The 22,002-nt window shown below is 76.6% G+C and carries 22 protein-coding genes; 10 read left to right on the top strand and 12 right to left on the bottom strand.

All coding sequences use genetic code 11. The features are described from left to right. The 4 genes from VER05_RS09435 to VER05_RS09450 form a co-directional block, all read left to right on the top strand. The coding region (locus VER05_RS09435; protein ID WP_324845109.1) for a cytochrome ubiquinol oxidase subunit I at positions 1–590 on the top strand (590 nt) is incomplete at its 5' end. Next, positions 587–1,597, top strand: a complete 1,011-nt coding sequence (locus VER05_RS09440; RefSeq protein WP_324845110.1) for a cytochrome d ubiquinol oxidase subunit II — start codon at positions 587–589, stop codon at positions 1,595–1,597. The genes VER05_RS09435 and VER05_RS09440, both read left to right, overlap by 4 nt. Beyond that, complete coding sequence (locus tag VER05_RS09445) at positions 1,594–3,450, top strand: glycoside hydrolase family 15 protein (RefSeq protein WP_324845111.1); 1,857 nt, start codon at positions 1,594–1,596, stop codon at positions 3,448–3,450. Before VER05_RS09440 ends, VER05_RS09445 begins: the two co-directional genes overlap by 4 nt. After that, positions 3,447–4,778, top strand: a complete 1,332-nt coding sequence (locus tag VER05_RS09450) for an NAD(P)/FAD-dependent oxidoreductase (RefSeq protein WP_324845112.1) — start codon at positions 3,447–3,449, stop codon at positions 4,776–4,778. The genes VER05_RS09445 and VER05_RS09450 overlap by 4 nt, the downstream gene beginning before the upstream one ends. 24 nt (positions 4,779–4,802) lie before the next feature. Here VER05_RS09450 and zwf read toward each other — a convergent pair whose 3' ends face one another. The 6 genes from zwf to VER05_RS09480 all read right to left on the bottom strand — a co-directional run bounded on the left by zwf (position 4,803) and on the right by VER05_RS09480 (position 12,941). Next, positions 4,803–6,209: a glucose-6-phosphate dehydrogenase gene (gene zwf / locus VER05_RS09455; protein ID WP_324845113.1), complete on the bottom strand. Its 1,407-nt coding sequence runs from the start codon at positions 6,207–6,209 to the stop codon at positions 4,803–4,805. Between the two features lie 170 nt (positions 6,210–6,379). Continuing rightward, positions 6,380–6,997 carry an anaerobic ribonucleoside-triphosphate reductase activating protein gene (gene nrdG, locus VER05_RS09460; RefSeq protein WP_324845114.1) on the bottom strand — a complete coding sequence of 206 codons (618 nt, stop codon included), beginning with the start codon at positions 6,995–6,997 and terminating at the stop codon, positions 6,380–6,382. 1 nt (position 6,998) lies between these two features. Further along, positions 6,999–9,299, bottom strand: coding sequence for an anaerobic ribonucleoside-triphosphate reductase (gene nrdD / locus VER05_RS09465; RefSeq protein WP_324845115.1), 2,301 nt, complete (start codon positions 9,297–9,299; stop codon positions 6,999–7,001). Between the two features lie 155 nt (positions 9,300–9,454). Beyond that, the gene (locus VER05_RS09470; RefSeq protein WP_324845116.1) at positions 9,455–11,557 is read right to left on the bottom strand and encodes a discoidin domain-containing protein; all 2,103 of its coding nucleotides are present in this window, start codon (positions 11,555–11,557) and stop codon (positions 9,455–9,457) included. A 173-nt stretch (positions 11,558–11,730) separates the two neighbouring features. Next, entirely contained in the window at positions 11,731–12,225 is a 495-nt protein-coding gene (locus VER05_RS09475; protein ID WP_324845117.1) for a GNAT family N-acetyltransferase, read from the bottom strand. Between the two features lie 134 nt (positions 12,226–12,359). After that, positions 12,360–12,941 carry a MarR family winged helix-turn-helix transcriptional regulator gene (locus VER05_RS09480; RefSeq protein WP_324845118.1) on the bottom strand — a complete coding sequence of 194 codons (582 nt, stop codon included), beginning with the start codon at positions 12,939–12,941 and terminating at the stop codon, positions 12,360–12,362. A 108-nt stretch (positions 12,942–13,049) separates the two neighbouring features. Between VER05_RS09480 and VER05_RS09485 the strand changes: the two genes are divergently transcribed. Further along, positions 13,050–13,682 (top strand): FMN-dependent NADH-azoreductase, encoded by a 633-nt coding sequence (locus VER05_RS09485; RefSeq protein WP_324845119.1) that lies wholly within the window; start codon positions 13,050–13,052, stop codon positions 13,680–13,682. 134 nt (positions 13,683–13,816) lie between these two features. On the opposite strand, the gene VER05_RS09490 is transcribed toward VER05_RS09485, so the two are convergent. Continuing rightward, complete coding sequence (locus tag VER05_RS09490; protein ID WP_324845120.1) at positions 13,817–15,040, bottom strand: saccharopine dehydrogenase family protein; 1,224 nt, start codon at positions 15,038–15,040, stop codon at positions 13,817–13,819. Positions 15,041–15,120: 80 nt separating this feature from the next. Between VER05_RS09490 and VER05_RS09495 the strand changes: the two genes are divergently transcribed. The 3 genes from VER05_RS09495 to VER05_RS09505 all read left to right on the top strand — a co-directional run bounded on the left by VER05_RS09495 (position 15,121) and on the right by VER05_RS09505 (position 16,760). After that, on the top strand, positions 15,121–15,450 hold the full coding sequence (locus tag VER05_RS09495) for a metalloregulator ArsR/SmtB family transcription factor (protein WP_324845121.1): 330 nt from the start codon (positions 15,121–15,123) through the stop codon (positions 15,448–15,450). After that, positions 15,447–16,127, top strand: a complete 681-nt coding sequence (locus VER05_RS09500) for a cation transporter (protein ID WP_324845122.1) — start codon at positions 15,447–15,449, stop codon at positions 16,125–16,127. The genes VER05_RS09495 and VER05_RS09500 overlap by 4 nt, the downstream gene beginning before the upstream one ends. 132 nt (positions 16,128–16,259) lie before the next feature. Continuing rightward, a complete protein-coding gene (locus VER05_RS09505) occupies positions 16,260–16,760 on the top strand; it encodes a hypothetical protein (protein ID WP_324845123.1) in 501 nt (166 codons plus the stop codon). A gap of 15 nt (positions 16,761–16,775) precedes the next feature. Here the strand turns inward: VER05_RS09505 and VER05_RS09510 are convergent, their stop codons facing one another. Together VER05_RS09510 and VER05_RS09515 are read right to left on the bottom strand one after the other, a co-directional pair. After that, positions 16,776–17,360, bottom strand: coding sequence for a hypothetical protein (locus VER05_RS09510; protein WP_324845124.1), 585 nt, complete (start codon positions 17,358–17,360; stop codon positions 16,776–16,778). 130 nt (positions 17,361–17,490) lie between these two features. Next, entirely contained in the window at positions 17,491–18,522 is a 1,032-nt protein-coding gene (locus VER05_RS09515) for an alpha/beta hydrolase (protein ID WP_324845125.1), read from the bottom strand. Positions 18,523–18,742: 220 nt separating this feature from the next. Here VER05_RS09515 and VER05_RS09520 point away from each other — a divergent pair, with 220 nt between their 5' ends. Together VER05_RS09520 and VER05_RS09525 are read left to right on the top strand one after the other, a co-directional pair. Further along, positions 18,743–19,012 (top strand): hypothetical protein, encoded by a 270-nt coding sequence (locus tag VER05_RS09520; RefSeq protein ID WP_324845126.1) that lies wholly within the window; start codon positions 18,743–18,745, stop codon positions 19,010–19,012. 4 nt (positions 19,013–19,016) lie between these two features. Beyond that, positions 19,017–19,385, top strand: coding sequence for a hypothetical protein (locus VER05_RS09525; RefSeq protein WP_324845127.1), 369 nt, complete (start codon positions 19,017–19,019; stop codon positions 19,383–19,385). 116 nt (positions 19,386–19,501) lie between these two features. On the opposite strand, the gene VER05_RS20275 is transcribed toward VER05_RS09525, so the two are convergent. The 3 genes from VER05_RS20275 to VER05_RS09540 all read right to left on the bottom strand — a co-directional run bounded on the left by VER05_RS20275 (position 19,502) and on the right by VER05_RS09540 (position 22,000). Further along, on the bottom strand, positions 19,502–19,813 hold the full coding sequence (locus tag VER05_RS20275) for a DivIVA domain-containing protein (protein ID WP_414647597.1): 312 nt from the start codon (positions 19,811–19,813) through the stop codon (positions 19,502–19,504). A gap of 10 nt (positions 19,814–19,823) precedes the next feature. Further along, the gene (locus tag VER05_RS09535; RefSeq protein WP_324845128.1) at positions 19,824–21,425 is read right to left on the bottom strand and encodes an SPFH domain-containing protein; all 1,602 of its coding nucleotides are present in this window, start codon (positions 21,423–21,425) and stop codon (positions 19,824–19,826) included. 203 nt (positions 21,426–21,628) lie between these two features. After that, a complete protein-coding gene (locus VER05_RS09540) occupies positions 21,629–22,000 on the bottom strand; it encodes a DUF779 domain-containing protein (RefSeq protein WP_324845129.1) in 372 nt (123 codons plus the stop codon). Between the last annotated feature and the right edge of the window lie 2 nt (positions 22,001–22,002).

A 22,002-nucleotide genomic window follows, 5' to 3' on the forward strand; every position in this document is an offset into this window, starting at 1 on the left:
TGGCGTCCTGGCTGTCCGACCCGAGCACCGGGCGGGACACGGTGGTGCAGGGCCTCGACGCGGTGCCCGCGGACGAGCGGCCGACCACCCGCGAGGTCAACACGGTGCACCTGGCCTGGGACGTGATGGTCGGGATCGGCACGCTGCTCCTGCTGCTCGCGGTCTGGTACGGGGTGGTGTGGCTCGTGCGACGCCGGGCACCGCGGGGCCGGCTGTTCCTCGCGGCGGTGTCCGCCTCCGGCGTGCTCGCGGTGCTGGCGATGGAGGCCGGCTGGATCGTCACCGAGGTCGGCCGGCAGCCGTGGATCGTCTACGAGGTGATGCGGGTCGAGGACGCCGCCACCGGCAACGAGGGCGTGTGGGCGACCTTCCTCGGCGTCGTGCTGCTGTACCTGGTGCTCGGCACCACGACGGTGCTGGTGCTGCGGGCGATGAGCCGGCGGTTCCGGCGGCAGGCGGCGTTCCGGGACGACGACACGCCCTACGGCCCGACGCCGGACGGGGTGGGCCGGGTGCCCGACGACGCCCGCGCCCCGGAGCCCGCGGCGGGCGGCACGGCGCCCGACCACGACGCCCGGGGGCCCCGGTGAGCACCGCCGTCGCCGTCGTGCTGCTGCTGGCCCTCGCCGCCTACGCGGCGTTCGGGGGTGCGGACTTCGGCGCGGGCTTCTGGGACCTGACCGCCGGCGGCGCCGAGCGGGGCGCCGCGCCCCGGGCGGTGGTCGAGCGGTCGATCGGGCCGGTGTGGGAGGCCAACCACGTGTGGCTGATCTTCGTCCTGGTGGTGACGTGGACCGCGTTCCCGGAGGCGTACGCGGCGATCTGGCTCACCATGTTCGTGCCGCTGACGATCGCGGCGGTGGGCATCGTGCTGCGCGGCGCGAGCTTCGCGTTCCGCAAGGCCGTCGTCGGGCCGCGGGTGCGCCGGGTGTTCGGCGGCGGGTTCGCGCTGTCCTCGGTGCTGGTGCCGTTCTGCCTCGGCGCGGTCGCCGGCGGCATCGCGGCGGGGGAGGTGCCGGCGGGCGGCCGGGCGGGCGACCCGGTCACCAGCTGGCTGAACCCGGTGTCGGTCGCGGTCGGCGTGCTGGCGGTGGCGCTCGCGGCCTACCTGGCGGCGGTCTACCTGGTGCGCGACGCCCGGCACGGCGACGACCCCGCGATGGTGGGCTACTTCCGGCGCCGGGCGGTCGGCGCCGCCGTGGTGGCGGGCGTCGTGGCCGCGGTCGGGCTGGTCGTGGTGGACCGCGACGCGCACCCGGTGTTCGAGGGCCTCGTCACGACGGCGCTCCCGCTCGTGGTCGCCGGGACGCTCGGCGCGGTCGGCGCCCTGGTGCTGCTGGTGCGGGACGCGCCGCGCGGCGCCCGGGTCCTGGCCGTGCTCGCCGTGACGAGCGTGATCGCCGCCTGGGGCGTCGCGCAGTGGCCCGACCTGCTGCCCGGCGCGCTGTCGGTCGCGGACGCCGCGGCCCCCGACGGGACCCTCGTGGCCCTGGTCGCGGCGGTGGGCCTGGGCGTGCTGCTCGTCGCCCCCGGCTTCGTCCTGCTGTACGTGCTGGCGCAGCGCCGGCTGCTCCCCGAGGAAGGTGTCGAACCATGAGCGTGTCCCCGTTCCCGCCGATCGCCGACTACGCGTTCCTGTCCGACTGCCACACCGGCGCGCTGATCGCGCCGGACGGCTCCGTCGACTGGCTCTGCCTGCCGTCGTTCGACTCGCCGGCCGTGTTCGGCAACCTGCTGGACCGGGGGGCGGGGTCGTTCCGGTTCGGGCCGTACGGCATCAACGTCCCGACGTCCCGGGCGTACGTCCCGGGCACGAACGTCATGACGACGACGTGGCACACCCCGGGCGGCTGGCTGCTGGTGCACGACGCGCTGACGATGGGCCCGAGCACCGGCCACGACGCCGTCACCCCGCACACCCGGCCGCCGGCCGACGACGACGCCGAGCACCTGCTGGTCCGGACCGTGAAGTGCCTGAGCGGCAGCATCGAGGTCGAGCTGGTCTGCGAGCCGGCGTTCGACTACGGGCGCACGCCGGCCACCTGGACCCCGGTGGGCGAGGACGGCCACGCGGCCGACGCGACGGGCGCGGGGCAGACGTTCCGGCTCGCGACCGACATGCGGATCGGGATCGAGGGCGGGTCCGCGCGCGCCCGGCACGTGCTCGCCGAGGGGGAGACGGCGTACTGCGTCGTGTCCTGGGCGGACGGCCTCGCGGTGCCCGCCGACGACGCCGACGCGGAGGGCCGGGTGCGGGCCACGGTGGACTTCTGGCGGAACTGGCTCGCCCGGGCCCGGGTGCCCGACCACCACCTGCGCCCCGCGATCGAGCGCTCCGCGCTGACCATCAAGGGCCTGACGTACATGCCGACGGGTGCCACGGTCGCCGCGCTCACCACCTCGCTGCCCGAGACCCCCGGCGGCGAGCGGAACTGGGACTACCGCTACACCTGGATCCGGGACACCACGTTCACGCTGCAGGCGCTGCACTACCTCAACCTGGACTGGGAGGCGGACGAGTTCATGCAGTTCGTCGCCGACCTGGAGCCGGCCGAGGACGGCGGGCTGCAGATCATGTACGGCGTCGACGGGCGGCGGGACCTCACCGAGTCCACCCGGGACGAGCTGACCGGCTACGAGCACGCCCGCCCGGTGCGGATCGGCAACGCGGCCTTCGACCAGCGGCAGAACGACGTCTACGGCGCGGTGCTCGACTCGATCCTGCTGCACACCGTCCGCAGCCGGCACGTGCCCCGGCGCCTGTGGCCGCTGGTCGAGTCGCAGGCCGCGGCGGCGATGGCCACGTGGAAGGAGCCGGACCAGGGCATCTGGGAGGCGCGCGGCAAGCCGCAGCACTACGTGTCCTCCAAGCTCATGGGCTGGGTCGCGATGGACCGGGCGGCGCAGCTCGCGGGCATCCGGGACGACCGGGAGCACGCGGAGCAGTGGCGCGCGACCGCCGACGAGATCCGGGCCGACATCCTGGAGCACGGGCTGCGGGACGACGGCGCCCTGCGGCAGCACTACGACACCGACGCGCTGGACGCGTCCACGCTGCTCGCGCCGCTGTTCGGGTTCCTGCCGCCGGAGGACCCGCGGATCCGGGCCACGGTCGAGGCGGTCGGCAGCGAGCTGACCGAGAACGGGTACGTGCTGCGCTACCGCACCGACGAGACCGACGACGGGATGTCGGGCAAGGAGGGCACGTTCCTCATCTGCTCGTTCTGGCTGGTGTCGGCGCTCGCGGCGATCGGCGAGTCCGAGCGGGCGAACGACCTGATGGAGCGGCTGCTGCGGATCGCCTCCCCGCTCGGCCTGTACGCCGAGGAGTACGAGGTCGAGCGGTCCCGGCACCTCGGCAACGTGCCGCAGGCGTTCTCCCACCTGGCGCTGATGCAGGCCGCGGGCCGGATCATCCTCACCGACTTCCGCAAGGAGATGTCGCTGTGACCGCCGGCGGCGCGGTGGGCCTGCCGCAGGAGCCGGTCGTCGTCCTGGGCGGCGGCCTCGCGGGCGTCGCGTGCGCCCACGTGCTCGGGGACGCCGGGGAGCCGGTCGTGCTGGTCGACCGGAACGACTACCACCAGTTCCAGCCGCTGCTCTACCAGGTGGCGACCTCCCAGCTGCCGGCCGAGGACGTCGCCCGGCCGCACCGGGTCATCTTCCACCAGCACCCGACGGTGCGGGTGCTGACCGCCGAGGCGGTCGCGGTGGACGCGGCGGCGCACCGGGTGACGCTGGGCGACGGCACCGACGTCGCGGGGGCCCAGCTGGTGCTCGCCGCGGGGGCGCAGCCGGAGTTCTTCGGGGTGCCCGGTGCCGCCGAGCACGCGTTCCCGCTGTACTCGGTGGTGGACGCCGAGCGGCTGCGGCGGCACCTGGGCGGGCTGGTGCGCGAGCACGCGCGCGGGCCGGGCTCCCCGGACCCCGGCCCCGGCGCGCTGGACGTGGTCGTGGTCGGCGGCGGCCCGACGGGCGTCGAGACGGCGGGCGCGGTGGCGGAGCTGATGGCGGCGCTGACCCGCACCGGCCGGCTGGCCGCGCCCGCCCGGGTCACGCTGGTCGACCGCGGGGCCGCGCTGCTCGCGCCGTTCACCGAGGCGGCGCACCAGTACGCGCACGGCCACCTCACCAGCGTCGGCGTCGACGTGCGGCTCGGCACCGGGGTCGCGGCCGTGCACGCGGACCGGGTGGAGCTCGACGACGGGACGACGCTGCCCACCCGGACCGTCGTCTGGGGCGGCGGGGAGTCGGCCGCGCCGATCGTGCTCGGTGCCGGCGTGCCGACCGGCCGCGGCGGGCGGGTGGACGTGGCGGCGGACCTGGGCGTGCCCGGGCTGCCCGGGGTCTACGCGGTCGGCGACGCCGCCAACGTCCCCGGCGCGGACGGGCGGACGCTGCCGCAGCTCGGCTCGGTGGCGCAGCAGTCCGGCCGGGCGGCGGGGGCGAACGTGCTGCGCGAGCGGCGCGGCGCACCGACCGAGCCGTTCCGGTACAAGGACAAGGGCATCATGGCGATGATCGGGCGCAACGCCGCGGTCGCCGAGGTCGGCCACCGGCACCACACGGTCGAGGGCCCGGTCGCGTTCGCCGCGTGGCTCGGGGTGCACGCGATGCTGCTCAGCGGCGCGCACTCGAAGACCGACGCGTTCCTCTCCTGGGCGTGGGACTACTTCGACCGGGACCACGCGGCGCTCGTCGAGATGACGGACGCCCCGCACCGGATCGCGTGGGAGGACGCGACGGCGGACGTCCCGCACATCGACCCGGGGGCGTGACGCCCCGGGCCGATGTGCGCCGCCTCAGACCCAGGGCCCGCGCCAGCCGCCCGACCGCTCGGTGAGCGCGTCCGCGGCGGCGGGCCCCCAGGTGCCGGGCTCGTAGGCGTGCACCGGCGGCGGGTCGTCCAGCAGCGGCTGCATGATCCGCCAGGTCTCTTCGACGGCGTCCTGGCGGGCGAACCGGGTGCTCACGCCGTCGAGCGCGGCCTGGAGCAGCACCTCGTACGGCGTCGGACCCTCGCCGCCCTCGTCGGCGAACTGCATGTCGAGCTCGATCGGGGCGGCCAGGCGGGCGACGTCCGCCCGGTGCGCGTCGACGACGATCCGGATCCCGGTCGACGGGTCCAGGCGCACGATCAGCTGGTTCGGCTCGACCACGCCGCCGCGCGGCCCGAACCCGAGCCGCGGCGGCCGCTGGAAGACGAGCCGCAGCTCGGTCTGGGTCGCGCGCAGCCGCTTCCCGGTGCGCAGGTAGAACGGCACGCCGGCCCAGCGCCAGTTCTCGATCTCGAGCCGCAGCGCGGCGTAGGTCTCGGTGGTGGACCCCGGCGCGACGCCCGCGACGTCGCGGTACCCCGCGTACTGCCCCCGGACGTAGTGCCGCGGGTCGGCCTCGACCACCGCGCGGAACAGCGCGGCCTCGGAGTCCTTCAGCGTCGCCGGGTCGCCGCGCGACGGCGGCTCCATCGCCGAGGCCGCCACCACCTGCATGAGGTGGTTGACCACGACGTCCCGCAGCGCGCCCACCGGGTCGTAGAAGTGCCCGCGGTCGTCGACGCCGAAGTCCTCGGCCATGGTGATCTGCACGCACTCCAGGTAGCTGCGGCTCCACAGCGGCTCCAGGATCGCGTTGGCGAACCGCAGGTGCAGGATCTCCTCGAGCCCCATCTTCCCGAGGTAGTGGTCGATCCGGAACAGCTGCGACTCGTCCAGGTGCTCGTGCAGCTGGTCGGCGAGCGCCCGCGCGGACGCCAGGTCGTGCCCGAACGGCTTCTCGACGACGACCCGCGCGTGCGCGGTGAGCTCCGCGGCGGCGAGCCCGTCGACGACCCGGCCGAACAGCGACGGCGGGATCTCCAGGTAGAACACGGGGGTCGCCGCGCCGTCGACCGCCTTCGCGACCCGCTCGTAGGTCTCCGGGTCGGTGAAGTCGCCGCTGACGTAGGACAGCCGCCCGGCGAACCGGGCGAACACCTCCTCGTCGATCGGCTGCCCGGTCGCCTCGATCGACGTCCGCGCGCGCTCGACCAGCCGCTCCAGCGGCCAGTCGTCGACCGCGACCCCGACGACCGGCAGGTCCAGCAGGCCGCGGCTCTCCAACCGGTACAGCGACCGGAAGGTCATGACGCGGGCCAGGTCGCCGGTGATGCCGAACACGACCAGGACGTCGGCGGGTCGCGGCTCCGTGGCCGCGCGGGATCCACTCATCGCTGCCTCCTCGGCTGGCGGGCCGGGTGGCGCCCGTCGCGTCACCGGGTCCGGTCCGAGCCAACTCCGGGCGCAAGGCGGCGTCCTCATCCGCCGCGGGCGATGCGCGGCCGGGCCGCGCGGGCCGCGACGCCCCCGGGCCGCGAGGCCCCCGGGGTCGGCCCCCCGGTTCAGACGAGCGCGCGCCGGTCCGGCGCCGGTCCGACGTCCGTGGCCCCGACGAGGCCGCCCCGCAGCACGGCACGCCCCGCGGCGAGCGAGGCGGGCGCGTCCAGCACCCGCTGGTTCGGGCTGCCCCGGAACGCCAGCGTGAGGTCGCGCTGCGCGAGCTCGAACCGGCCGTCGACCAGCACGTCCAGCTCGCCGAGCAGCTCGGCCTTGTCGGCCTGCCCCGCCCGCGCCTCGGCGAGCAGCTCCTCGAACGTGTAGCCCGACCAGCACCACACGTCCTTCGCCCGCCCGTGCTCGGCGCGCAGCCGGCGCACCACCCGGAGGCACGCGCCGGTGTTGAGGAACGGCTCGCCGCCGAGCAGCGAGAGCCCCTGCACCGCCTCGTGGGCGAGGTCGGCGGCGATCCGGTCGGCGAGCGCGTCGTCGAACGGCGTCCCGTACCGGAACGACCAGGCGGCCTCGTTGAAGCAGCCGGCGCAGGCGAACGGGCAGCCGCTCACGTACAGGCTGCACCGCACGCCCTCGCCGTCGACCATGACGAACGGCTTGTAGTCCGCGACCCGGTCCTGGCTGAGCGCCGCCGCGCGCCACTGGCCGACGGCGGGGGTACGGGCCACGTCAGGCGTCCCGGGCGTCGCCCGCCGCCCCGGCGCCGCCGCCGTCCCCGACGGCCGCCGCGAGCGAGGTCGCCCCGGGCAGGTGCTTGACCCGGGACGAGATCTCGACGTGCCGCCCGTGCACCATCGGCCGCTGCTGGGGGTTGCCCAGGTAGCCGCAGGTCCGCTTGACCACGTCGCAGCTGCGCGGGTCGCTGTTGCCGCAGCCCGGGCACGCGAAGCCGCGCTCGGTCGGGGTGAAGTCGCCGGAGAAGCCGCACTCCAGGCAGCGGTCGATCGGGGTGTTCGTGCCGAGGTAGCCGACCCGGTCGTAGGCGTAGTCCCACACCGCCTCGAGCGCCTTCGGGTTCTGCTGCAGCACCGGGTACTCGCAGTAGTGGATGAACCCGCCGGACGCGTACTGCGGGTACTCGGCCTCGAAGTCGAGCTTCTCGAACGGGGTCGGCGCCTTGCGGACGTCGTAGTGGAACGAGTTCGTGTAGTAGTCCTTGTCGGTGATGTCCGGCACCAGCCCGAACTTCTTGGTGTCGAGCCGGCAGAACCGGTCGGTCAGCGACTCGGACGGCGTGGAGTACACCGAGAACTGGTAGCCGTGCCGGGCGGTCCACTCCTTCGCACGGGCGGCGAGGGTGCGCAGCACCCGCAGCGTGAACTCCTTGGCCTCCGGGTCGCCCTCCCAGTCGCCGCCGTAGAACGCGGCCGCGGCCTCGTACAGCCCGATGTACCCGAGCGAGACGGTCGCGCGGCCGCCCCGGAACAGCGCGTCGACGTCGTCGTCCGGCGCCAGCCGCTGCCCGAACGCGCCGTGCACGTACAGGATCGGGGCGTTCGCGGGCACGGCCTCCTTGCACCGCTCGACGCGGTACAGCAGCGCGTCGTGCACGGTCTCCAGCCGCTGGTCGAGCAGGGCCCAGAACGCGTCGAGGTCGCCGCGGGTCTCCAGGGCGATGCGGGGGACGTTGAGGGTGACCACGCCGAGGTTCATCCGGCCCTCGACGACGTCGTTCCCGTCGGCGTCCTCCCAGCCCTGCAGGAACGACCGGCAGCCCATCGGCACCTTGAACGAGCCGGTGATCTCGACGATCTTGTCGTAGCTGAGGACGTCCGGGTACATCCGCTTGGTGGCGCACTCGACGGCCAGCTGCTTGATGTCGTGGTTCGGGTCCTCGGCCGCCAGGTTGACCCCGCGGCGCAGCGTGAAGATGAGCTTGGGGAAGATCGCGGTGCGGCGCTCCTTGCCCAGGCCGTGGATGCGGATCTGCAGGATGGCGCGCTGGATCTCGCGCTCGAACCAGCCCGTGCCGAGGCCGAACCCGACCGACGTGAACGGGGTCTGCCCGTTCGACGTGAACAGGGTGTTGATCTCGTACTCAAGCGACTGCATCGCGTCGTAGATGTCCTTGCGGGTCTTGTCCTCCGCGTACGCGCGGCGCCGCTCGGGCTCGGAGACCCACTGCTCGGCGTCGGCCAGGTGCTTGGCGAAGTTCCGCTCCGCGTACGGGGCCAGCAGCTCGTCGATCCGGTTGACCGAGCAGCCGCCGTACTGGCTGGACGACACGTTGGCGATGATCTGCGAGATCTGCGCGGTGGCCGTCTGGATGGACCGCGGCGGGTCGACCTGGGCGTTCCCGATCCGGAAGCCCTCGGACAGCATCGTCCGGAAGTCGATGAGGCAGCAGTTCGTCATCGGGGCGTAGGGGTGGTAGTCGAGGTCGTGGTAGTGGAGGTCGCCCTTGGCGTGCGCGTTCGCGACGTGCGGCGGGAGCATCCGCAGGCCGATCGCCTTGCCCACCGCGCCGGCCGTGAGGTCGCGCTGGGTGTTGAAGACGTCGGCGTCCTTGTTCGCGTTCTCGTGGACGACGGAGGAGTCCTTGCCGACCAGCTGGCCGATCGAGTGGTTGACGTCGAGGGCCTTCGACCGCGCGAGGTCCCGCTGCACCCGGTAGTCGATGTACGCCTCGGCGACCTCGTACTCGCGGGCCTCCAGCAGGGTGTGCTCGACGACGTTCTGGATCTCGTAGATCCGCACCTCGCCGGTGAACCGGGCGGCGAGCTCGGCGTCGATCCGCTCGACGAGCTCCGCGATGGTGAGGTCGTGCAGCGGGCCCAGCAGGCCGTGCACGTGCGCGAACGCCCGGCCCAGCGCGCTGTGCACCCGGATGGGGTCGAACGGCAGCGCGCGGCCGTCCCGCTTGCGCACGACGAGCCCCGCGGCGGCCGAGGGGGAGTGCGGGGCCTGGGCGGCCTGCGGGGCCGGCGCGGCCCCCGCGAGCTCCGGTGCGTGCGGTCCCACCAGCGTCATGCGTATCCACTCCCGATCTGCTCCCGGCACTAGATGTAGTGCCTGGGCCAGCCTCGCAACCCCACATGTGGGGTGCAATGGGACGAACGTCCCGGCGGAGCGCCGTCCTGCGGGGTACGGCGGGGGCGTTCACCCGATCGGACCAGGGACGGCCGTCAGGCGAGCAGCCGGAGGTCCGCGACGCTCCACCACGGGTCCGCGTCGGCGGTGAGCCGGATCCGCAGGTACCGCACCTCCGCGCCGTCGAGGGCCGCGGCGGCGACCTGGCCGGCCCCGGCGCGCGCGGCCGCCGCGGGGCGCCACGACGCGCCGTCCGGGCTGGCGAGCACCTCGTAGCCGCGCGGCCAGTCGCCGGCGCTCCCCGCGCCCGCGTCGAGGACGACGCCCCGGACCGGGACGGTGCGGCCGAGATCGATCTCCAGGGCGTCGCCGGGGCGCTGCGGACGGCCGGTGGACCACCGCGTCCCGGGGTCGCCGTCGACCGCGCGGGTGGCGACGTCGCCGGCGCAGCACGGGTCGTCCGGCGCGGCGGGCTCGGCGGTGGCGGTCGCGCCGGACAGGTCGACCTCGGCGGGCAGCGCCGGGGCGTCGGGGGTGGCGGCGCGGGCCGCGTCGGGGTCGGCCGGCGCGCGGGCGTCCGCGTCGCCGACGACCACCGTGCTCAGCGAGCGCGGCGGGAGGCGCACGGGGTACCGCGCCCCGGCGGCCAGCACGTCGACGGTCGCCTCGTGGTCGCCGTCGTGGGCCGCGAGCAGCACCGTCGCGCCGGCCGGCGTCCGGAGCGCCACCTCCGCGACGGCGTCGCCGGCCGTCGACGCCGAGCCGACGAGGGTCGAGCCGCGCGGCAGGAACCGGGCCGCGTGCGCGAGCACGTCGCGCTCGGCGTTCGGCGTCGCGTCCGCGCCGTCGACCGTGACCACCCCGGTGCAGGTGCCGCAGCCGCCGACGTGCGGCCCGCCGCGCGGGTCGAGCGCCAGGTTCCAGGTCAGCACCGCCGACGCCCCGTGCGCGAGCGACGCCACCAGCAGGTTCCGGGACTGCCACGCGAGCGTGTCCGCGAACACCCGGTCCGGCGGCGTGCCCGGGGCGTGCGAGCCCGAGCACTCGGTGACCCAGACCGCCGCGTCCGGGAACTCGTCGCGGACCGCGTCCTGCGCCGACGCGTCGCCGGAGTAGCAGTGGAAGGCGACGCCGGCGACCCATCGTGCGGCGTCGCTGCGCAGCACGCGCAGCGGGTAGTCGGCCTCGGGGTCCGCGCCCTCCGGGGCCGAGGCGGCGTCGGCGGGGTGCAGCGCCCAGTTGTGGTCGTACGCCAGCACGTCCGGGGCGAGGCCCGCGTCCGCCAGCGCCGGGCCGAGCGCGTCGAGCAGCCGCACCTCGTCGGCGACCGGCAGGTCCGTCCCGGGGTAGCCGTCGGGGTGCCGGGCCTGCGGCTCGTTCTGCACGGTGAGCGCGTCGACCGGGACGCCCGCCGCGTCCCACTCCTGCAGGGCGCGCACCAGGTAGGCCGCGTACGTCGCGTACGCCCGGTCGTCGTCGAGCAGCCGGCCGCCCTCGAGGCTGCCCGGGGTCTTCAGCCAGGCGGGCGGGCTCCACGGCGACGCGATCACGGTCAGGTCCGGCGCGAGCACCCGGATCTCGCGGAGCAGCGCGCGGACCGGCTCGTCGCCCGCGCTGCTGAACCGCGCGAGGTCCCAGTCCGCCTCGCCGGGCGGGAGGTCGTCGTAGGTCGCGGCGGGCCCGGGGCCGGGGACGAAGTCCGAGCCGCCCAGCGCGACCCGGACCACGGACAGCCGCACCGGGCCGGCGGGGTCGAACAGCTCGGTGAGCAGGGCGCGGCGGTCGTCCGCGGGCATGGCGAGCAGGAGCGACGCCGAGGACAGGGTCAGGGCGGCGCCGAAGCCGGTGACCTCGGGGCCTGGGGCGTCGCGGGCGGCCGTGTCGGCCGCGTCGGGGGTGCCGGGGTCGGCGGGGCCCGGCGCGTCGACGGTGATCGTGGGCGTGCCCGGGTCGGGGGTGCCGGTGGCGGGGTCGACGGTGGCCGTCCGGTCGAGGCGGTGCGCCCCGTCGGCCGTCGTGGTCCACACCTCCGCGACCCGGGCCGCGGGCGAGGCGCCGCCGTCGGGGGCGCGGTCCGGTCCGGCGCGGGACAGCAGCAGCGGCACCGCGACCGCGAGCGCGGCGGCGAGCGCCGCGGCGACCAGGACGACGCGCCGGGTGCGGCGCCGGGGCGCGTCCGCGGTGGCTGGCTCCGGCATCGTCGCCCCCTCGGGTCGGCTCCTCCGCCCGAGTGGAAGGTCGTGACGGACACGCCGACGGCGTGTGGGTCACAACCTTCCACCGTCGGGCCCGCGCGGCGATCAGAGCGGGCCGGAGCCGCGCGGTGCGGGGCGTCCGGGCGGGCGCGCCCCCGCCGGCGTCGCGGGGTCGGTCAGGCCAGGCGCTTCTCGTAGCACCGGGACTGCAGCGGCAGCGCGGTGTCGTACGGCGGGTAGGTCGGGATCCGGGTCCAGCCCAGCGCGGCGTAGAGCGCCTCGGCCTCGGGCTGGCGGTCGCCGGTCTGCAGGATCACGCGGTCGGCGCCGGCGGCGCGGGCGACCCGCTCGACCTCGGACATGACCGCCCGCCCGACGCCCCGGCCGCGCTGGCCGGCGGCCACGACGACCCGCTTGACCTCCCACTCGCCGCCGTGGTCCCGCAGGGCGGCGTGGCCGATCGGGGCGCCGTCGTGGTCCACGGCGAGCACGACGTGCCGGACCGTCGCCGGGTCGACGGTGAGCGCGGCGCTCGCGGCGGCGCTCATCGGGCCGGCCGACGCGTAGCGCGCGCCCATCTCGGCGTCCATCGCGTCGCGCAGCGCGGCGGCGCGCGGGTCGGCCCAGTCGACGGACTCCAGCGCGTAGGACGCGTCGGGCGTGGTGGTCATGCGGCTGGTCCCTCCCCGGTGCGCGCGGTGCGGCCCCGCCCCGGGGTCGCGCGCGCCGCGCAACGTAGCACGCGGGTGCGGCGTGGGCCGCGGGGCGTCCGGCGCGGTCGCGGGCCGTCCGGGGCGGGCGCGCGCTACGCGCCGCGGATGTCGCCGGACTCGTGGGCGTCGGGCGCCTCGGCTCCGGCGCACGCGGCCGAGACGGTCGTGTCCGCCGCCGAGCAGGCCGGCAGCAGGTCCGCGACGTCGGGCGCCGCGTGCCGGACGACGGTCAGCGCCGCGTCGCCGAGCGCCGCCATCCGGTCCGGCCCGAGCGCGTCGACCACGAGCCGGCGCACCTCCCGGACGTGGCCGGGCGCCGCGCGGCGGAGCTGGTCCTCACCGCCCGCGGTGAGCCGGGCGCTGGTGCGCTTGCCGGCGGCCACGCAGGACCCGCGGGTGACCCAGCCGGCCTGCTCGAGCCGGGCGACGGCGTGCGACAGCCGGGACGGCGAGCTCTGCGTGAGCCGCGCGAGGTCGCTCATCGGGATCTCGCCGTGCGGCCGCTCGGACAGCGCGACCAGCACGTTGTACTCGTAGAGGTTCATCCCGGCGTCCCGCTTGAGCTGCGCGTCGAGCGCGGCGGGCAGCGTCGTCAGCAGCGCGACGACGGCCTTCCAGTCCTCGACCTGGGCGTCGGAGAGCCAGGGCGTGGCGTCCTCGACCCGCTGGCTCATGCCGACGATGGTACCGGACTTGAACATTCAACACCTGGGTGCCTAGGGTGCGTGTTGAACATTCAAACTCACGCCGCGCACCCGCGGCGCCGTCCCCCGGGAGTCCCCATGACCGTGCTGCGCATCGACGCCTCCATCCAGGGCGCGAACTCCGCGAGCACCGCGCTCGCCGACCTCGTCACCGCCGAGCTCGCTGCGGCGCGCCCCGACGAGGTCGTCGTCCGCCGGCACCTCGGCGAGCAGCCGCTGCCCGCCGACGCCTGGGCCACCGCGGTCGGGGCCGGCTGGACCCCCGCCGAGCAGCGCACCCCGGAGCAGGCCGCCGCCGTGGCGCTCGCGGTCGAGGTCGCCGACGAGCTGCGCGCGGCCGACGCCGCCGTGCTCGCGCTGCCGCTCTACAACTGGGGCGTCTCGCAGCACGTGAAGACCTGGATCGACCTGGCGATCGCCGGCGGCACCCCGGGCGACGCGTACCTCGCGGGCAAGCCGGTCGTGCTGATCGTGACGCGCGGCGGCGGCTACGGCCCCGGTACGCCGAAGCACGGCTGGGACCACAGCATCGACTACCTGCGCCGGATCGTCGGCGAGGTCTGGGGCGCCGACCTCACCGTCATCGAGCGCGAGCTCACCCTCGTCGGCGTGAACCCGGCGATGGACGCGCTGGCCGAGCCGGCGGCGCTCATGCGCAAGGAGGCCGAGGCGGCCGCCGCAGCCGCGGGCCGGGCGCTCGCGGCGCGCTGACGCCTGCCGCTCGCTCCGGCTCGCACCGGGAGCGCGTCGACGTCGAGACGGCACTCGTCGCGGGGCTGGGGGACTCGGGACCCCGCAACGAGTGCCCTCTCGTCGAGGTGGACGCCGAGGTCGAGGTGGCCGGGTCAGGCCGGGACCGCGTCCAGGCGGAAACCCCGGGCGCGCAGCCGGTCGACCAGCGCGTCGCCCAGCGCGGTCGCCGGGGTGAGCGAGCCCGCCCGGTCCGGGAGCGCGGGGCCGTCGAGCGCGAGGGCCAGCGCGGCCTCGCCCAGCATCACCGCGGTCGCCGCGTAGCCCGGGTCGCCCGAGGCCTCGATCCGCGCCGCGTACCGCCGGCCGGACGCGGACGTCGCGAGGAACCGGTGCCGGAACCAGCCCGCGGCGCGCGTCGCGGCGTCCGGGCCGTCGCCGGCGGCGGGCAGCGCGCGCTCGACCAGCGCCCGGGTCGGCGGCAGGGCGAGCGCGGCGGCGCCCAGCGCGGTCGCCCCGGTGAGCGCGGCGGCGCGGAGCAGCCCGGCCGGGCCGCGCCCGGCGTCCAGGTGCTCGGCGTACCGCAGCCCGCGGCCGTAGGCCCAGCCGGTGAGCGCGTTCGACCGCCGGACCACGTGCGCGTCGAACGGCGCCATCACGGACGGCGCCGCCCACCGGCCCGCGACCCGGTGCGGCGGGGTCAGCAGCCGCGGCTGCGGCGTGCCCGGCTCGGCGACCCGGTCGGGGGACAGGGCGTGCGGGTCGGCGTGCAGCCGCCGCACCCGCGGGTCGGTGCGCACCGCCTCCGCCTCGCCGAGCAGCGACGCCACCGTCCCGCCGGACACTCCGCCGCGCGCCGCGACGAGCGCCCGCACGTCCGCCAGCCCGCCGTCGTCGCCCGCGGCCGCCGCGGCCCGGTGCAGCAGGTGCACGCCGAGGTCGGACGGCACCGAGTCGTAGCCGCACGCGTGCACGACCCGGGCGCCGGTGCCCCGGGCGCGTGCGTCGGTCGCGTCGGCCGCGGCCCGGACGAACGCGAGCTCCCCGCTGAGGTCGGCGTAGTGCGTGCCCGCGGACGCGCACGCCTCGACGACGGGCAGGCCGTGCCGGCCGTACGGGCCGACCGTGGTGGCGAGCGCGGTGGCGGACCCGGCGGCGCGGCGCAGCGCCGGCGCGTCGGTGACGTCGACGACGACCAGGGGCCAGTCCGCGGCGGCGGCCGGCAGGTGGCGGCGCACCGCGGCCAGCCGGTCCGGGTCGCGCCCGGCCAGCGCGACCCGGGTCCCGGGCGGGGCGGCCCGTGCCAGGTGCTCGGCGGTGAGCGCGCCGACGAAGCTCGTCGCGCCCAGCAGGACCAGGTCGTGCTCGCGTTCGGCCATGCGCGGCACCGTAGGCACGCCCGGGTCGCCGGCGCGCGCGGGGTGTCCATTGGTACACGTTTCGCTGTACTGTCGCGGCCATGGAGAGGGTCACGCTGACGCACACGGCGGCGCTCGCGCGGCTGGGCCACGCGCTGTCCGACGAGACGCGCGCCCGCATCCTGCTCGCCCTGCGCGAGGCGCCCGCGTACCCGTCGGACCTGGCCGAGGCGCTCGGCGTCTCCCGCCAGGTCATGTCGAACCAGCTCGCCTGCCTGCGCGGCTGCGGGCTGGTCGAGGCGATCCCGGACGGCCGGCGGGTCGGGTACCGGCTGGCCGACCGTCACCTGGCCCCGGCCCTCGGCGACCTGCTGGCGCTGGTCGTCGCGGTCGACCCGGACTGCTGCGGCCCCGACTGCGCGTGCGCATGACCGCGGCCGCCCCGGCCCTCGGGCCCGCCCGCCGCGCGGTGCTCCAGCGGCGCATCCGGGTGGTCGTCGCCGCGACCATCGCCTACAACGTCGTGGAGGCCGTGATCGCCCTGACGGCCGGCCGGGCCGCGTCGTCGGCGGCGCTGGTCGCGTTCGGGCTGGACTCGGTGGTCGAGGTGCTGTCGGCCGCCGCGGTCGCCTGGCAGTTCGCGGCGCCGGACCCGGAGGCCCGCGAGCGGACCGCGATGCGCGCGATCGCGGTGTCGTTCCTCGGGCTCGCGGCGTTCGTGACCGTCGACGCCGCGCGGGCGCTGCTGGGGGCGGGCGAGCCGGAGCACTCCACGGTCGGGGTCGTGCTCGCTGCGGTCAGCCTGGCGGTCATGCCCGGGCTGTCCTGGTTCGAGCGCCGCACCGGCCGAGAGCTCGGGTCGGCGTCCGCGGTGGCCGACTCGAAGCAGACGCTGATCTGCTCGTGGCTGTCGGCGGTGCTGCTGGTCGGGCTGCTGCTCAACGGCGCGCTGGGCTGGTGGTGGGCGGACCCGGTGGCTGCGCTGGCGATCGCGGGCTTCGCGGTGCGCGAGGGCGTCGAGGCCTGGCGCGGCGACGCCTGCGGCACCCCCCTGGCGGAGCTCGTGGGCGGCGACGCCCCCGGCGCCCCGCGCGACGACTGCTGCTGAGCCGTCGCCGAGGTCGGCAGTGCCCGGCCGGCGTCGGCACCTCCAGGTGCCGAGCCCGTCCGCGGAGTGCCGAGCTCGGCGTCACCCCGGGTGGGGGATGCCCTCCGCGCCGGGGCGCGCCAGCGTGGCGGGATGGACGAGCTCGCGCGGTGGACCGACTTCCACGTCGCCGTGGCCGGCGCGAGCGCAGCGCTCGGCGGGCTGCTCGTGGTCGCGCTGTCGGTCAACGTGCGGCAGATCGCGGAGTCCCGCGGGGTGGCCGCCCGGGCCGCCGCCGCGATCGCGGCTGTGGTGGTCGGGGTGGTGCTCGCGGCCGTGGCGCTGATGCCCGGGCTGTCGCTGCCGGGGTACGGGGTGGTCGCGCTCGTCGGGGCCGTGCTGGCCGGGGCCGCGGCGCTGGCAGCCACCCGGCGGGTGCTGCTCGGCGGCGAGGGCGCGCCGTCGCCCGGGCGGCCGGCGGAGGCGCTGCGGGTCGTGCTGCTCCTGCTGCCGGTGCTGGCGTACTTCGTCGGGGGCGTGCTGCTGACCGCGGGGGTCGCGGGCGGGGTCGTCGCGGTGGCGGTCGGCATGCTCGCGGCGCTGGTCGGGGCGGTGGTGTTCAGCTGGGTGGCCCTGGTCGAGGTCCTCCGCTGAGGCGACGAGGGGCCGTCAGCCCGGGCCGTACGTGCGGCGACGCCACGCGACGTACTCGCGCTGCCGGCGCGTCCGCAGCCGCCCGCCGACCCGCGCGCCGGCGACCGCCCCGCCCACCGCGCCGACCGCGGTCCCCGCGCCGACCAGCACCGGGTAGGACGGCGTCTGCTCGCCGCGCCACACGCTGACGCCCAGGTTCGTGCCGAGGTCCGCCGGCCGCGGCTCGAGGGACACCGAGATCACGACGCCCCCGCGCCGGGCGAGCACGTCCGTCGCGCCCGCCGGAGTCCGCTCGACCTCGGTGAGCTCCCACCCGGCGTCGGTCAGGGACGCGACCAGCGCGTCGGCGTCGGGCGCGGTGCCCGCCTGCGCGCGGCTGAAGACCTGGCCCCGGAAGAACGCGGGCGCCCACGCGCCGTCGACGAACGGCGGCTCCAGCACGGCGAACCCGTCAGGGACGACCTCGGTGGCCGCCCCGAGCAGCTCGTCGTCGCTCGGCTGCACGAGCACGTAGTGCGCCGCGGCCGCGGCACCGCCGCCCAGCGCGGCGGCGGGCAGGGAGAGCGCCACGGCGACGGCGGTCCGGAGGGCGGCGCTCACCTGGGCGACGCTAGCGCGGTCGCCGGCGCCCCGGGGCCGGTTCCGCGCGCACCGCCCGATCGGCGGACGCGCGGGGCCACCGGCGCGCGGGTTCACCGGCGCGCGGGGCCGCCGGCGCCCGGGGACGGCGTCAGCCCGCGGCGACCTCGTCCAGCAGGGCGAGGCTCGCGGCGACGATCTCGGCCTGCGCCTCGGCGCGCGGCACCGTCGGCGTGCCGTCGCCCGGCTGCGGCCCGTAGTCGGCGAAGAACGCGTGCACCGCGCCGTCGACCACGGTGTACGTCGTCCCGGCGGGCAGGTTCGCGCGCGAGGCCTCGACGTCGGCCGGCGTGGTCAGCCCGTCCTCGGAGCCGGACACCGACGCCACCAGCAGGTCGGCGTCGGACATGTCGCCCAGCGGGTAGGACGCGTGCAGCAGCAGCCCGTCGACGTCGCCGTCGTGCGCGGCCGCGAAGGACGACGCCGCCACCCCGCCGAGCGAGTGCCCGCCGACCGCCCACCGCTCGACGCCGTCGAACGCCGCCATCGCGGACGCCGACTGGTCCGGCGAGGTGAGCGCGATGCCCAGCGGCTCCTTGAGCGCGACGACGAGGTATCCCTCCTCGGCGAGCGGGCGCAGCACGGCGGCGGTGGCCCGGACGTCGACGCGCGCGCCGGGGGAGTAGACCAGCCCCGTCGTCGGCTCGGCCCCGCGCGGGACGAACGCGTACCAGCCGGCCGACTCCCGGACCTCGACGGCGTCGTCCCCGCGCAGGGCGTCGAGCGCGGCGTCGGTGGCGGGGAACGGGCGGAGCCAGGCGGTCGCGGCGGCGAGCACGGCGAGCAGCGCGAGCCCGACGCCGGCGCCGGTGGCGCGGAGGGCGCGCCGGGCGCGGGGACGGTCCGGCGCGGCGTCGGGCGCGGCGTCGGTCGTCGGGGCGTCGGCCGTCGGGGCGGCCGCAGCGCCGCCATCGGCAGCGCGCCGCCGGTCGCGGCGCCAGGCCAGCACGGTCGTGACCAGCAGGACCAGCCCGGCGAGCGCGCTCACCGCGAGCAGCGCGCCGAGCGTCCAGTGCTGGTGCGGGACGGCGCCCGCGGCGGTCGCCAGCACCCACGCGGGGGCGGCGAGCAGGGCGAGCGCCACCAGCGCGCGGAGGGTCAGCCAGGCGGTCCGTCGGGTCATGCCGCCCAGTCTAGGCGATCCTCAGCATGCTGAGGAGTTTCGTCCGCCGGGCCCACCCCGCAGCCCGCGTCCCGCTCTCGCGACAGTGGATGGTGGTGACGAACACGCCGTCGGCGTGTCGGTCACCACGATCCACCGCCGGACCCCGGCGCGGCGGCCGGGCCGGTAGCGTGCGGTCCGAGCGCGGGCGGTCGGCCCCGCACCGGCAGGGGGAGACGGCATGGGACCGCGCGGCGAGGTCGAGGGCTGGCGGCTGCTGATCCCGGCCTCATACGACGTGCTGTGGACGGCCGTCGTCGTCGTGCTGGTCGCGGTCACGGCGGCCGCCCTGCTCGTGTGGTCGCGCCGCCGGGAGTCGGCGTCGCGCGCCCTGGTGGACCTCGCGCTGATCCTCCTCGTCCCGGTGCTCGGCCCGGCGGCGTACCTCGCGGGCGCGCTGCGGGACCGCCGGTCGGGCCGGGCCGCTGCCGCCGCGTCGACGGAGGGCTGAGCGGGTGGGCGCGTGGGTCCCCGAGCTCGTCGTCCCGCCGGGCGAGACGCTCGCCTGGCGCGCGGCGGTGAACTGGACGCACCGGGGTCTCGCGCGCGGCGGTCACCTGGCGCTGACGTCGCAGGCGCTGCTGTTCCAGCCGAACCGCGTGGACGCGGCCACCGGCGCGGGCGCCTGGCGGCTGCCGCTCGCCGCGGTGCGGTCGGTCGGGGTGCAGCCGGTGACCTGGTCGGACTTCTTCTCCGGCGGGCTGCGGCGGCGGCTGCGGCTCGACCTCGTCGACGGCAGCGTGGCGCTGCTCGTGATCAACCGGCTCGACCGGCGGGTGCGGGAGATCGGTGCCGCGGTCGACGCGGCCCGCCCGAACGGCTGACCGCCCGGACGGCCGACCACCGGGACGACGGACCGCCCGGACGACGGACCGCCCGGACGACGGACCGCCCGCCCCCGGGTCTGCCGGGGACGGGCGGTCGGTGCCGCGGGCGGCGGTCAGCCGCGGGCGCGCAGGGTGACGACCACCCGGTCGAGCAGGTCGTCGACCGCGTCCTGGTCGTAGCCCTGCCGGAACTTCGTCGCCTGGAACCGCTGGTTCAGCACGTCCGCCGGGGCGAGCGGGTCGCCCCGCCCGTCGAACGCGGCGGCGACCCGCGCGGCGAAGGCGTCCACCTCGTCCTGGTCGTACCCCTCCCGGAACGAGGTGACCGGCAGCGCCCGGACCAGGCCCAGCAGCTGCTCCCCGGTCAGGTCGGCCGGCAGCGGCTGAGCCTCGGGCCGGCGGAACAGCCCCGACAGCCAGGACATCCCCGGGCCCTCAGTCCGCGGAGCCGTCGGCGCCGGCCGCGGGCCGGTCGGCCGGCGCGTGCACCGGGGCGACGGCCGCGTGGCTCTGCGCCGGGACGGCGTGCGCCGGGGTCGCCGAGCCGCTGCCGCCGAGGCCGCGGACCAGGTCGAGCAGGTCGATCCCGGTCTGCGCCTTGAGCATGGTCGCCAGCTCCTGCACGCCCGTCGACACCTGGCCGGGCAGCCGCGAGGCGCCGTCCTTGTCGATGATCGTGATGTCGTCGATCTTCCCGAGCGCGTCGGCGTACGGCTGGGCGACCTTCGGCAGCGCGTCGAGCACCATCTGCAGCCGCGCCGACTCCGGGAACGCCTGGTACGCGTCGGACTCCGCCTTGATCGCGGCGGCGCGGGCCTCGCCCTGGGCGCGCTCGGCGGCCGCCTCGGCCTCGCCGCGCGCCTGGATGCCGTCGGCCTCGGCCCGGGCGATCGCCAGGGCACCCTCGGCGCGGCGCTGCTGCTCGATGAGCGCGGCCTCGGCGCGGGCGCGGGCGGCGGACGCCTCGGCGTCGGCCTGCGCGGTCGTGCGCTGGGCCTCCGCCTCGGCCTTGCGGATGGCCGACGTCTTGAACGCCTCGGCCTCCTGCTCCGCGGCGTACTTGCGGGCGTCGGCCTCCTGCGCGGCCTCGTACTTGCGGGCCTCGGCCGGCTTGCGGACCTCGGTCTGCAGCTCCTGCTCGCGCAGGGCCGCGCGGCGCAGCGCCACCTGCTCCTGCTGGACCAGGACCTCCTGCTGCGCCTCGGCCTGCGCGCGCTCCTGCGCGGCGGCGGCGTCGGCCTGGGCGGTGGCGGTCTCCTGCGCGATCGTCGCGTTCCGCAGCGCGAGCGCCTTGTTCGACTCGGCGATCTGCACGGCGGCCTCGTTCGACCGCTCGGTGCTCTCCTGCCGGGCCTGCGCCTCGGCGATCTCCGCGTCGCGGGCGACGGCGGCGGCGCGCGGGCGCCCGAGGTTGCGGATGTACTCGCCGGTGTCCTCGACGGTCTGGATCTCGAAGTTCTCCAGGATCAGGCCGCGCTCGGCCAGCATTGGCACCGCGATGTCCTTGACCTCCTTCGAGAACTCCTGGCGCTCGTAGAGGATCGACTCGACGGTCAGCGTGCCGGCGATGGTGCGGAGCACGCCGACGAGGACCTCGGAGGTCTGCTGCTCGATGACCTGCTCCTGGCTGCGGCCCGCGAACCGCTGCGCGGCGGCGCGCACCATGCGCTCGGTGCCGCCGACCTTGACGACCGCGATCGACCGCAGCGTGACGCCGACGCCCGACTTCGTGGTGGCGTCCTCGGCGGCGACCGGGAAGCTCTGCGACGCCAGCGACAGCCGGACGACCTGCTCGAAGATCGGCTTGACGAACGTGCCGCCGCCGATGACGACGCGCTGCCCGGACAGGTCGGTCGTCTCGTCGCCCGTCTCCGGGTTGATGACCGGCTTGCCGCTCTTGCGGCCGGTGATGATCAGCGCCTCGTCGGGCGTCGCGATCTTGAACCGGACCTTGGCGTAGATGGCGCCGACGATCGCGACCGCGATCACGATCACGACGACCAGGACGACGATCAGGGCTGTTCCTGCGAGCTCCATGGGACTCCTCGGGCGCGGCCGCGTGCGGCCGGTCGGGCGGGTGGCTCCCTCGACCCTAGGGGGATTTCCGGCCGGCGGTCAGGCCTTTCGTGACACGTCATCCCCTCGCGCGCCGAGGTCGGCACGTCAGTCCCGGAGCTCGGCGTGTCGCGCGGGCGTGTCGTGCGGAAGTGCCGACCTCGGCAGCCCGGCGCCCGCCGCGCCTACGTCGGGCCGACCTGCAGCGCGCCGTCCGCGCCGTCCGCCGCCCACTCCTCGTCCGTGAGGAGGCGGCTGCGGATCAGGAAGCGGACGCCCTCCGGGGCCTCCAGCGAGAACCCCGCGCCCCGGCCCGGCACCACGTCGATCGTCAGGTGGGTGTGCCGCCAGTACGCGAACTGGCTGCGGCTCATCCACACGGGCACGGCGAACCCCTCGCCGGCCGGGGCGTCGGCGTCCGCCGCCACGTCGAGGTCGCCCAGGTGGACGTCGGCGTCGCCGGTGAGGAACTCGCCCGCCGGGTAGCACATCGGCGACGACCCGTCGCAGCACCCCCCGGACTGGTGGAACATCAGCTCCCCGTGCTGGTCCCGCAGCC

Source organism: Cellulomonas sp. (genome assembly GCF_035634735.1).
Classification (GTDB): domain Bacteria; phylum Actinomycetota; class Actinomycetes; order Actinomycetales; family Cellulomonadaceae; genus Cellulomonas.